Here is an 11,143-nt window from a genome sequence, read left to right as displayed (position 1 = left end):
GGAGGCAGGGGGGTGGGCTCGGCCGCGAGCAGCGCGGCCGTGGCCAGGACGAGGGACAGGCTCATAGTTCGTGCACGGGGAAACGGGCGCCCATGTCGGGCCAGTACAGGGCCTCGCGCTTGCGGACGTCCTGGGGGGCAAGCTTCGCGAGCAGCTCCTGCACCGTCACGCCCAGCACCGGGTGCCGGACCTGCGGCGCCAGCTCCGCCAGGGGCTCCAGGGCGAAGCGGCGCTTGTGCAGCTCCAGGTGTGGCACCTGGAGGTTGGCGTCCGCGACGACGGAGCGCTCCTCCTCGTCCCACAAGAGGATGTCCAAGTCGATGACGCGCGGGCCCCAGCGCTGCAGGCGGTGACGGCCCAGGTCCTGCTCGATGCGCTGCAGGATGCACAGCAGGCGCTGCGGGGACAGGTCGCACTCCAGCGCCACCGCGGCGTTCAGGAAGCGCGGCTGCGCGGGGCCCACCGGGGCGGTGTCGTACAGGGACGAACAGCCCAGCACCGCCACCGCGTCGATGCACGACATCGCGGAGAGGGCGGCCACGAGGTGGGCCTCACGGTCGCCCTCGTTGGAACCCAGACCTACATAGACGGTCGCGCTCAAGGCTCCATCTCAACCGGGTTCACCAGGGTTCCGATTCCCTCCAGCTCCACCTCCACCGTGTCGCCGGCCACCAGCACGCCCACCCCGGATGGGGTGCCCGTGCTCACCAGGTCGCCGGGCAGCAGCGTCATGATGTGGGAGATGAAGGACACCAGGCGGGCGGGGCTGAACACCATGTCGGACGTCCGGCCATCCTGGCGCACCTGTCCGTTCACCCGGCACACCACCCGCAGGTCCGCCGGGGACAGCCCCGTCACGGCCCAGGGGCCCGCGCAGGCGAAGGTGTCGTAGCCCTTGGCGCGGGTGTGCTGGATTTCCTTCCGCTGGATGTCGCGCGCGGTGACGTCGTTGAAGGCGGTGAGGCCCCAGATGGCGCGCGCGGCGGTGGCCTCGTCGGCGTTCTTCACGCGCTCGCCAATGAGCAGCGCCAGCTCCGCCTCGTGGTGGACCTCCTGGCTCGCCTTCGGGATGCGGATGGGCGAACCCGGGCCGTTGAGCGCGGTGGAGGGCTTGGTGAAGATGAGCGGTTCGGTGGGCACGGGCTTGCCCATCTCCTCCGCGTGCTTGCGGTAGTTCTGCCCGATGCAGACGACCTTGGAGGCGTCCGACGGGACGAGCAGCGACAGGCCCTTGAGCGACCGGCGCAGCCCCGTCTCCTTGCCGCCGGCCCAGGGCGCGGCGGTGAGCACCACCACCTCGTTGCCGTCAACGCGGCCGTAGCTGGCGCGGCCCTCCACCTGGAAGCGGCAGTAACGGGCGGTCATGTCTTCCCCTGGAGGCCGAGCACGTCGGCCATGTCATAGAGCCCTGGCGCCCGGCCCGCCACCCACCGCGCGGCCCTCAGCGCGCCCAGCGCGAACTGGTCGCGGTTCGTCGCCCGGTGGGTGAGCTCGATGCGCTCGCCCTCGCCGAAGAAGTACACCGTGTGTTCGCCCACCACGTCCCCGCCGCGCAGCGCCTGCACGCCAATCTCACCCGGCGGCCGTGCGCCCGTCTGCCCCTCGCGCGCGAACGTGAGGTCGTCGCGCGTGCGACCCAGCGCGTCCGCGAGCACCTCCGCGAGCCTCAGCGCGGTGCCGCTGGGCGCGTCCTTCTTCATGCGGTGGTGCGCCTCCAGCACCTCCACGTCGAACGAGGGCCCCAGCACGCGCGCCAGCTCCGCCGCCATGCGGATGACCAGGTTCACGCCCACGGACATATTGGGCGCCGCGACGATGGGCACCTGCTTCGCGTGCGCCTGGAGCGCCGCGAGGGCCTCCGGCGTGAAGCCCGTGGAGCCCACCACCAGCGCCACGCCGCGCTCGGCGCACGCGCGCGCGTGGGCAAGGCTTGCCTCCGCGCTGGTGAAGTCCACGACGACGTCCGCCTTCGCGGCGTCCAGCGCGCGGCCCAGGTCGTCCGCCACGGCCACGTCCAGCGCCGCGCCCAGCCGCGCCACGAGCCCCGCGTCCTGGCCCGCCGCCGGGCTGCCCGGACGCGCGGTGGCACCCACCAGTTGGAGGTCGCTCGCGTCCCGCGCCAGGCGCAGGAGCGTGCTGCCCATGCGGCCGGTGATGCCGGTGATGACGGTGCGGGTCGCCATGTGCGTGCGTGCTCCCTAGCCCTTCAACAGCCCCAACCGCGCCAGTTCGTCCTTCAGCTTCGCCGCGTTCGCCCCGCCCATGGGCACGAGCGGCAGGCGGAGCTCCGGACCGAACAGCCCCATCTCGTGCAGCGCCCACTTCACCGGGATGGGGTTGGACTCCACGAAGAGCAGCCGGTGCAGCGCGTTCATCCGCACCTGGAGCCCGCGCGCCTTCGCGATATCCCCACCGCGCGCCGCCGCCACCAGGTCCGCCATCATCCGCGGCGCCACGTTGGACGACACGGAGATGACGCCCTTGCCGCCGCACGCGATGAAGGGGAGCACCGTGAAGTCGTCGCCGGACAGCAGCGTCAGCCGCTCACCGCACAGCTCCACGAGGTCGATGGCGCGCATCAGGTTGCCGGTAGCCTCCTTCAGCGCCACGACCTCCGGCACGTCGCACAGCCGGAGCGCCGTCTCCGGCAGCAGGTCCACACCCGTGCGGCCCGGCACGTTGTAGGCGATGAGCGGGAAGCCCGGGTGCGCCTTCGCGATGGCGCGGTAGTGCTCCACGAGCCCCGCCTGCGTGGGCTTGTTGTAGTAGGGCGTGACGATGAGCGCGCCGTCCGCGCCCACCTCCCGCGCGCGGCGCACGGAGTCGATGGTTTCGCGCGTGCTGTTGCTGCCCGCGCCCGCCACCACCGGCACGCGCCCCTTCACCTCCTCCACGACGACGGCGATGGCGCGCGCGCGCTCGTCCCCGTCCATCGTCACCGCTTCGCCCGTGGTGCCCATGGGCAAGAGCACGTTGGTGCCACCTTCGAGCTGGGCGCGGACCAGGGCGCGGAACGCCCCCTCGTCCAGCGCCCCGTTCAAGAACGGAGTGGCCAGCGCCGTCATGGAGCCTTCGAAGGTCTTCATTCCGGCGCTTATACGTTCAGGCCCGCTCGCCGCGCCAGAGGTCCTCGACGCGCTCGCGCTCCCGGACGACACGCCACGCCTCCCCGTCCACCAGCACCTCGGCCGGCCGGGGGCGCGAGTTGTAGGTGGAAGCCATGCTCATCCCGTAAGCCCCGGCGCTCATGAAGGCATACAGGTCATCCTGGCGGGGCAGCACCAGGGGGCGCGCCTTCGCGAGCACGTCGGTGGACTCACACACCGGCCCCACGACGTCCACCTCCACGGCCTTGCCCCGGCGCTGCACCAGGGGCTGGAGCGCGTGGTGCGCTTCGTAGAGGGCCGGGCGCAGCAGGTCGTTCATCCCCGCGTCCACCACCACGAAGGTGCGCGACGCCGTGGGCTTGCGGTACAGCACGCGCGTGAGCAGCACGCCCGCGTTGCCCACGAGCGAGCGGCCGGGCTCCAGCAGCAGCGTGGCCCCGGTGGCCTCCGTCGCGGCCAGCACCGTGCGCGCGTACTCCTGGACGCTGGGCGGCGTCTCGTCCGAATAGGTGATGCCCAGCCCGCCGCCCACGTCCAGGTACTCCAGCGCGTGGCCCCGGGCCTTGAGCGCGACGTAGAGGTCCGCGACCTTGGAGATGGCGGCGCGCATGGGCGCCGTGCGCGTGAGCTGCGAGCCGATGTGGCAGTCCAGCCCCAGCGCCTTCACGCCCTTGAGCTTCTTCGCGCGCGTGTAGAGGGCGAGCGCCTCTTCGAACGGCACGCCGAACTTGGACGTCTTCAGGCCGGTGGCGATGTAGCGGTGCGTGCGCGCGTCCACGTCCGGGTTCACGCGCAGCGCGAACGGCGCGCGCTTGCCCAGCCTGCGCCCCACGGCGTCCAGCGCCTCCAGCTCCTCCGCGCTCTCCACGTTGAAGAGCAGGATGCCGGCGTCCAGCGCCTGGGCCATCTCGTCCGGCGTCTTGCCCACGCCCGCGAACACCGTCTTCGCCGGGTCGCCGCCCGCGTGCTTCACGCGGGCCAGCTCGCCACCGGACACGATGTCGAAGCCGCTGCCCACCCCCAGCCCCGCGAACAGCCGGAGGATGGCCAGGTTGGAGTTGGCCTTCACCGAGTAGCAGAGGAGGTGCGGGTGGCCCTGGAACGCGTCCGTCACCTCGCGGAAGCGCTCCGTGAGGGCCGCCGCGGAGTAGACGTAGGTGGGCGTGCCCACCGCGTCCGCGATGGCCGACAGCGGAACGCCTTCCGCGTGCAGCACGCCCTTCTTGTACGGGAAGGCCTTCACTGCGGCAGTCCCGCGTCGGTGGAGGACGGCGGCACCGTGGGGCCGGAGGGCTCCACGGGTCCTCGCGGCGGCTCCTGCGGGGGCACCGTCTCCGAGGCGGGCGCGGGCGCCGCCGGACGGGGCGCGTGGGGGCTGCCCTTGATGCCACACGCCAGCAGCGACAGCGTCAGGGCGGTGGCGACACACCACCGGGGGAGGAGTCCGCGCATGGCTAGAACTTGATGGCCAGCGTGCCACGCACGGCGTGCGCGGTGCTGAGCTCCTGCCCGGGCAGGTTGAGGTCCTTCAGGCCGCTGAGCGGGAAGAGGATGCCGTAGTCGATGCCCGCCACGAAGCCGTCCTCGGTGATGTAGCGCGCGCCGATGTCCGCCTCCAGGCCCAGGCCCTTGCTGACGTAGGACGGCGTGGACTCCGCGTAGAACGCCTGCGAGTAGATGATGCTGCCGAAGACGTCGAAGCCCTCCGCGATGGAGTACTTGAGGCCCGGCCTCACGTAGAACGCATCCGTCACGCCGTTGAGGATGGAGCGCCACAGGATGAGGTCCACGCGGTAGTCGCGGTTGAAGCGGAAGTTGCGGATGGCGTTGTCGCCGTTGCAGCCGCCGTTGTCGCAGCGGTACTGGCGGCCTTCCACGTCACCCGGCTCCGTGTTGCCGCCGGAGCCGGAGCCCGTGCGGCCCGGGTAGTTGCCGAAGCCCGGGGCCTTGTCACCGGAGGCGAAGCCCAGCTCCACGCCCAGGTGCAGCTTGTTCTCGATGACGTGGAACTCCGTCTGGAGCACGCCGCCGAACTGCGCGATGCGCAGCGACTGGGTGGTGGGGTCGCTCGCCGTCAGCGCCCGCCCGTCGATGCTGCCCAGCTGCGCGGCGATCTCCGCCTCGATGCGGAACTTCTTCTCCGCGTACTTGAACCACAGGTCCGGCACGTACAGCGTGCCGCCGCGCGGGACGAACGTGGGGGGGTTGATGGTCGCGCCCGGGGCGGCTTCGTCGAAGGGGACGCCCGTCTCCGTGAGCGTCGCGTACCGCTGCGTGCGGTAGGTGAAGTACAGGCCGTAGTTGAGCACGCCCTGGTTGTTGTCCAGCTTGGCGCGCTCCTGCTGTTCGGTGTCGCGCCGCGCGATGGCCAGCACCAGGCTGTGGCTGTCGTCGGACTGGGTGAGGTCCACCGGCTCGCCCTGGGCGACGGCGCGCTCGGTGGAGACCCCCTCCGCGTTGAAGTCGATCATCGGCGTGACGTACCAGCCGGCGAACGGCTCGGTGACGAACTGGATGCGGTCCACCGTGTCGCCGTAGTCGCAGTCCAGGCAGTTGCCGTCGTTGCGCAGCATGCCCACGCCCCAGTGGCTGCCCATGCGCCCGAAGCGCAGGATGCCCACCGGCGTCGTCACCTCACCGTAGGCGCGCCGGACCTGGACGGAGTCCTTGAACGCGTTGACGGCGGAGTTGCCCGGGGCCTGGTTCTCCGAGAAGAGCGTGAACGTGTTGCGCCCGTCCAAGTTGTAGGCCGTATCCGGGTTGGAGCCCAGGAGGATGTTGTCCAGGGCGTCCACCTGCGCCTTGATCCGCACGTCCTCGGAGACGTTGAAGGAGGGGTCCAGGCGGAAGCGCATGTTGGCGCCGGCCTGCGTCCGCTCGGCGGGGGTGCGCGGCGAGCGCGTCCAGAACTGACGGCCCGACGCCGAGCCGGACGGCACCGGGAACTTGCCCAGGTCGAACTTGTAGAAGAGCGTGGGGCGCACGCGCAGGTAGCCGTCGAGCGTGAACAGCTCCAGCTTGCGCTTCTCCTCCGTCCACTCCTCCTGCCAGTCGCTGTTGTTGGCCACGGCCTGGGTGGCCGTCTGCGCGCGGATGTCCTCGCGCAGCTCCTGCCGGGTGGCCTCCAGTCGCTGCTCCAGCTCCTCGCGGCTGACCGCGCCGTCGTTCGCGGCGGGGGCGGCGGCGGCCGGAGCCGCGGGCGCGGGAGGAGGAGCTTCGGCGGGGGCCGACTCCTGGGGTGCCGCGGCGGGCGTGCCACCATCAGGCACCGGCGTCTGCGCGGTGGCCGTGGACGAGGCGACGAGCAGCGCCGCCAGCAGGACGTGAGGCATGGTCAACGGTCTCCGGGGCCACGACATGACGTGGCCGGTTTCAAAGGGCGGGCGATTCAAGCCATGCCCCCCTGGGGTGTCAACGTCTACGGGATCGGGGCTTCGCTCCCTCAACGGCCTTTTGCAAGCCCTTCACCGTCTTTCTTGGTGCGGTGGGGGCTTTTGGGAGCGGCTGGCATGCCGGACAGAAATGGGTGGTGCGCCCACCCTGGGTGAAGGACTCCACGGTCGTCCCGCACTTCGAGCAGGGCCCCTTCGCCCGGCCGTAGACGCGGAAGCGGTTCACCGCCCCCCGCTCCTCCAGGTAGACGATGTCCTCGCCCTGCTGTTCCCCGAGCTCCATGAGGCCGAAGTCGAACGCGGCGTGGATGGCCTTCGCCAGGCGCTTCCACTCGTCGGGCGTGAGGGACGCGGGGCTGCGCGCCGGGTGCACCCCCGCGCGGAAGAGCGCCTCCGCCGCGTGGATGTTGCCCAGGCCCGCGATGCGTCCCTGGTCCATCAAGGCCACCTTCAGGTCCTGTTTCGAACCTCCCACCGCCTCCTGGAGCTGGGGGCCGGTGAGGCCGTCCGTCAGCGGATCCCGCCCCAGGGCCTTCACCGCGGGCAGCTCCCACAGGCCTTGCGCGGGCGCGGGCTCCATCCGGCCGAAGAGGCGGGCATCGCTGAAGTGGACGACGTGGCCGTCATCCAGGTGGAAGCGGGCGCGGCTGTAGGGGACGGTTTCGCCCTCCTTGCGGCGCACGAACTTGCCCGTCATTCCCAGGTGGGCCATCAGGCCGTGGCCGCCCTCCAGGGTGAGCAGCAGGTACTTGCCCTTGCGCTCCACGGCCTCCACCCGGCCCTGGAGGCGGGTGAAGTGGGGCAGCTCCGCGCCCCGGAAGATGCGGGTGGCGTCCGCCTCCGCGCGCACGACGCGGCGGCCCTGGAACCAGCGCACGAGGTTGCGCCGGGCGATCTCCACTTCCGGTAGCTCAGGCATCCTGCCGGGGCACATAGCACCGCTCCCCGGGCGTGCGCATTCCCGTGCGGCGGCCCGCGCGCCCCCCGCCCCCGCTTTCGGCCGTTGGAAGACAGCCCGGCAGGCGGGGCTTGCCCGGGGGGAGGCTGCGTGAGTACGAGGTGCGGGAGACGTCAGCACCCCGCCACGAACCTCGCACTGAAGGGACGAACTGCCCATGCAACGGATGGTCACCGCAATCCTGACCCTCACCCTGGCCTCGGGCCTCACCACGGGCTGCGCGAAGCAGCGCGTTGGCGCGGAGAAGGCACTCGCCCAGGTGTTCATCTCCGACGAACAGGAGAACCAGCTGGGCCTCCAGGTGAAGAAGGAGCTGGAGACGAAGGAGAACATCAAGTACGTGCAGGATCCGGCCATCCTCGACTACGTGCGCAGCATCTCCGCGCCCATCCTCGCGCAGGCCAACAAGGACCGCTCCGGGGTGAAGTGGAAGGTCAACGTCATCGACGACCCGAAGACGGTCAACGCCTTCGCCACGCCGGGCGGCTTCCTCTACGTCTACACGGGCCTGCTGCTGGCGGCGGACACCGAGGCGGAGCTCGCGGGCGTCATGGCGCACGAGGCGGGCCACGTGGTGGGCCGGCACTCGGCGCGCGCGATGGTGAACGCCTACGGCCTGCAGGCCATCACCCAGGTGGCGCTGGGCCAGAACCCGGGCACCGCCGCGCAGATCGCCGCGCAGCTCGCCGGTGGCGGCCTGCAGCTGGCGCACGGGCGCAGCGAGGAGACGGAGGCGGACGAGTACGGCGCGAAGTACGCCGCCGCGGCCGGGTTTGATCCGCGCGGCCTCATCAGCTTCTTCGAGAAGCTCCAGAAGCAGCAGGGCTCGCAGCCCGGGGTGCTCAAGTGGCTGTCCACGCACCCCACCAACGAGGACCGCATCGCGCACCTGCAGAAGATCATCTCGCAGCAGGGCCTCACCGGCGGCCGCAACGCCCCGGGCGGGCTGCCGGCCATCCAGGCGAAGCTGCCCAAGTAGGCGTCGTGGGTGTTCCCGCCCGGGCGCGCGTTCAGTGCACGGGCGGGTTGTCGTTGCCATCCGGCAGCAGGCCGGGAGGCTCCGGGTCCTTGCCCTGGGCCACCCGGCGCCGCCTGCGGAACAGGGCCAGCCGCGTCTTCTGGGCGCTGGCGGCGCTCTTGGCCGCGCCGGGCGTCTTGAGCGGCGGCTCCAGGGGCGCGGGCTCGCCGAAGTCGCGCGCGCCCTTGGCCTTCCCCTTCACGGAGGCGTGCTCGAGGATGGCGTTGAGCTCCCCTCCGAGGATGAAGATGAGCCCGGAGATGTAGAGCCACAGCATCAGCACCACCACGCCACCGATGGAGCCGTAGGTGACGTCGTACTTGCCGAAGTGCTCCACGTACTGCGTGAAGCCCCAGGTGCTGCCCAGCCACGCCAGGGTGCCCAGCACCGAACCCGGGGTGATGTACTTGAAGCGCTGCCGCACGTCCGGCAGCAGGTAGTAGCAGAGCGACAGCATCAGCATCACCAGGCCCGCGGTGAACGGCCAGCGCAGCCAGGACCAGACGAGGTGGAACTCGTCGATGAGTGCCAGCTTGTCCGCCACCCACGCGCCCACGCGCCCGCCCAAAAGCAGGATGGCGAAGGACAGGGGGATGAGCAGCGTGCCCGCGAGCGTCACCACCAGCGCCAGCCCCTGCGTCTTCCAGTAGGGCCGGGACTCCGGCACGTCGTACGCCAGGTTGAGCGCCTTGCGCAGGGCGTCCACGCCGCGCGACGAGGACCAGAGCGCGACGAGCAGACCCACCGTGAGCAGCTTGGGCCGCGTCTCGCCGACGAGCGACGTCAGGTGCTGGCTCAGCACGCCCAGCGCGTCGCCGGGCACGAGCGGGCGGATGCGGTCCATCATCGCGTCCACGGCGCCGGGCGCGAACGGCATGTACGCCACGAGCGTGACGAGGAAGAACAGGAACGGGAACAGCGAGAAGATGAAGTAGTAGGACAGCTGCGCCGCCACGTCGGTGACGGTGTCCTCTTCAATCTCCTTCCAGAAGCGCCGACCGAACTCCCTCCACGTCAGGTACTTGAGCCGTGGCAGCCCCATGCGGTTCCCCCTCCGGGTCTGTGGGGAGCCAATGTGGGAACGGCCCGGCCATTCGGCAGCAGGCAGCCGGCCGAGCGCTCGGGGTGGAGACCGCCGAGTGTTGGCCGCTAGACGACCCCGGAGGGCAGGTAGCGGCCCAGCAGGGGGCGCAGGCGGGCGCGCACGTCGGCGGGGATGCGGGCGCGGTCGGTGAAGATGGCCAGCGCGAGCGCGCTGTCGCAGCGGCACACGGCCTGGGTGCCCGCGATGCGGGGCAGCGCGCGGCGCAGGAGCGCGGCGCCGTGGGCGGTGACGGCGTCCAGCCGCTGGGACAGTTGCAACTGGAGCGCCTCCGGCTCCTGGCCCGCGGGCTGGGGGCGCCAGGAGTCGTGGTCGGTGGGCAGCGCGATGAGGGCGTAGTGCAGCTCCGCCTCGCGGGCGAGCCGGGCCTCGGGCATGGCGGTGAGGCCCACGAGGTCGCAGCCCCACGTGCGGTACAGCTGGCTCTCCGCCTGGGTGCTGAGCGAGGGGCCCTCGATGCAGACGTAGGTGCCGGACGGGTGCACCACGGTGTCGCCCAGGCGGCCAGCGTCGGTGAGCGTCTGGCGCAGGGTGGAGCAGAAGGGCTGGGCCAGCTCCACGTGCACGGCGACGTCGTCGTAGAAGGTGCAGGGCCGGCGGTAGGTCCGGTCGATGACCTGATCCGGCAGGACGAGCTGGAGCGGCTGGATGTGGTCGCGCAGGGAGCCCACGGTGCCGGTGGCGAGCACGTGGGTGACGCCCAGCATCTTCAGGGCGAAGAGGTTGGCGCGGTACGGGGAGCGGGTGGCGTTGTGGACGTGGCCCTGGCCGTGGCGGGAGACGAAGACGACGGGGACGCCCTCCAGCTCCGTGGCGATGAGCGGCGAGCTGTGCGGGCCGAAGGGCGTCTCCACGGTGAGGTGTTCGCCCCGGCCCTGGAGCCCCAGGGCCTGGTAGAGGGCCTGGCCCCCGATGATGCCCACCTTGACCGCCGGCATGCGTCTCCCCTCGCCCGGGTGCCGGGCTCGGGCCTGACGATATCGCGGGGCCCTCCCCCGGGAAGCGCGGAAGACTGGTAGCTTTCACATTTGCCATGCGTCTTCTTCCGCGCCTCTTCGCCTTCACGGTCCTCTTCAGCACCTCCGCCCTGGCCGCCCCCATCCCCCCGGGATGCGAGGAGGACGCCGTCGCGTGCAAGGAGGACTGCACCATCGAGTACGGCGGCAACGGCAACGCCATCCGCAAGCTGACGCGCTGCTTCGAGGGCTGCACGGACCAGCGCTCCCAGTGCGCCCGGAAGTTCAACGCGGTGAACGGCCGCGCGGCGGACGCCCCGGAGGCCGCGCCCGAGCGCAGGAACTCCAAGACGGAGGCCGCGAAGCTGCGCGAAATCGAGGAGAAGGACCGCAAGCGCGACGACGACCCGTTCGGCGACGAGGACAACAAGCCCGTGCGCGAGCGCCCCGCGCGCGACGCCTACGACGACCCGCCGGAGCCGCCCCCGGAGCGCAAGGGCTACCGCGCGTCGGAGGCCGAGGCCCCGAAGAAGCCCGCGAAGGGCGCCCCGCGCCAGACGGCCTCCGTCCCGGCCCGCACGGCGGAGCCGCCTCCCGCGCGCACGCCGCC

11 protein-coding genes and 1 pseudogene are annotated in these 11,143 nt (G+C 71.4%); 2 read left to right on the top strand and 10 right to left on the bottom strand.

Annotation, left to right across the window (positions count from 1 at the left end; all coding sequences use genetic code 11):
* Positions 1 to 61: 61 nt before the first annotated feature.
* The 8 genes from folK to mutM all read right to left on the bottom strand — a co-directional run bounded on the left by folK (position 62) and on the right by mutM (position 7,418).
* Complete coding sequence (gene folK / locus D7V97_RS32395) at positions 62 to 601, bottom strand: 2-amino-4-hydroxy-6-hydroxymethyldihydropteridine diphosphokinase (RefSeq protein ID WP_120614489.1); 540 nt, start codon at positions 599 to 601, stop codon at positions 62 to 64.
* On the bottom strand, positions 598 to 1,365 hold the full coding sequence (locus D7V97_RS32390) for a fumarylacetoacetate hydrolase family protein (protein WP_120614488.1): 768 nt from the start codon (positions 1,363 to 1,365) through the stop codon (positions 598 to 600). Before D7V97_RS32390 ends, folK begins: the two co-directional genes overlap by 4 nt.
* Positions 1,362 to 2,183, bottom strand: a complete 822-nt coding sequence (gene dapB / locus D7V97_RS32385) for a 4-hydroxy-tetrahydrodipicolinate reductase (RefSeq protein WP_120614487.1) — start codon at positions 2,181 to 2,183, stop codon at positions 1,362 to 1,364. The genes D7V97_RS32390 and dapB overlap by 4 nt, the downstream gene beginning before the upstream one ends.
* 15 nt (positions 2,184 to 2,198) lie before the next feature.
* On the bottom strand, positions 2,199 to 3,086 hold the full coding sequence (gene dapA, locus D7V97_RS32380) for a 4-hydroxy-tetrahydrodipicolinate synthase (RefSeq protein ID WP_120614486.1): 888 nt from the start codon (positions 3,084 to 3,086) through the stop codon (positions 2,199 to 2,201).
* Between the two features lie 16 nt (positions 3,087 to 3,102).
* Positions 3,103 to 4,350: a diaminopimelate decarboxylase gene (lysA, locus tag D7V97_RS32375; RefSeq protein ID WP_120614485.1), complete on the bottom strand. Its 1,248-nt coding sequence runs from the start codon at positions 4,348 to 4,350 to the stop codon at positions 3,103 to 3,105.
* Complete coding sequence (locus D7V97_RS32370; RefSeq protein WP_120614484.1) at positions 4,347 to 4,559, bottom strand: lipoprotein; 213 nt, start codon at positions 4,557 to 4,559, stop codon at positions 4,347 to 4,349. The genes lysA and D7V97_RS32370 overlap by 4 nt, the downstream gene beginning before the upstream one ends.
* A 2-nt stretch (positions 4,560 to 4,561) precedes the next feature.
* Positions 4,562 to 6,439: a TIGR04551 family protein gene (locus tag D7V97_RS32365; protein ID WP_233583368.1), complete on the bottom strand. Its 1,878-nt coding sequence runs from the start codon at positions 6,437 to 6,439 to the stop codon at positions 4,562 to 4,564.
* Positions 6,440 to 6,518: 79 nt separating this feature from the next.
* Positions 6,519 to 7,418, bottom strand: coding sequence for a bifunctional DNA-formamidopyrimidine glycosylase/DNA-(apurinic or apyrimidinic site) lyase (gene mutM, locus D7V97_RS32360; protein WP_120614482.1), 900 nt, complete (start codon positions 7,416 to 7,418; stop codon positions 6,519 to 6,521).
* 196 nt (positions 7,419 to 7,614) lie between these two features.
* On the opposite strand from mutM, the gene D7V97_RS32355 reads away from it, so the two are divergent.
* A complete protein-coding gene (locus D7V97_RS32355; RefSeq protein WP_120614481.1) occupies positions 7,615 to 8,436 on the top strand; it encodes a M48 family metallopeptidase in 822 nt (273 codons plus the stop codon).
* 31 nt (positions 8,437 to 8,467) lie between these two features.
* Here D7V97_RS32355 and D7V97_RS32350 read toward each other — a convergent pair whose 3' ends face one another.
* Both D7V97_RS32350 and D7V97_RS32345 read right to left on the bottom strand, forming a co-directional pair.
* A complete protein-coding gene (locus D7V97_RS32350; RefSeq protein WP_120614480.1) occupies positions 8,468 to 9,517 on the bottom strand; it encodes a YihY/virulence factor BrkB family protein in 1,050 nt (349 codons plus the stop codon).
* 107 nt (positions 9,518 to 9,624) lie between these two features.
* On the bottom strand, positions 9,625 to 10,515 hold the full coding sequence (locus D7V97_RS32345; RefSeq protein ID WP_120614479.1) for an MTAP family purine nucleoside phosphorylase: 891 nt from the start codon (positions 10,513 to 10,515) through the stop codon (positions 9,625 to 9,627).
* A gap of 95 nt (positions 10,516 to 10,610) precedes the next feature.
* Between D7V97_RS32345 and D7V97_RS32340 the strand changes: the two are divergent.
* Positions 10,611 to 11,143 (top strand): annotated as a pseudogene (locus D7V97_RS32340) (hypothetical protein); the annotation flags it as partial.

Source organism: Corallococcus sp. CA053C, from assembly GCF_003611675.1.
Classification (GTDB): Bacteria; Myxococcota; Myxococcia; order Myxococcales; family Myxococcaceae; genus Corallococcus.
The sequence above is the reverse complement of the archived record's forward strand: the minus strand, read 5'-3'. Positions and strand labels throughout refer to the sequence as shown.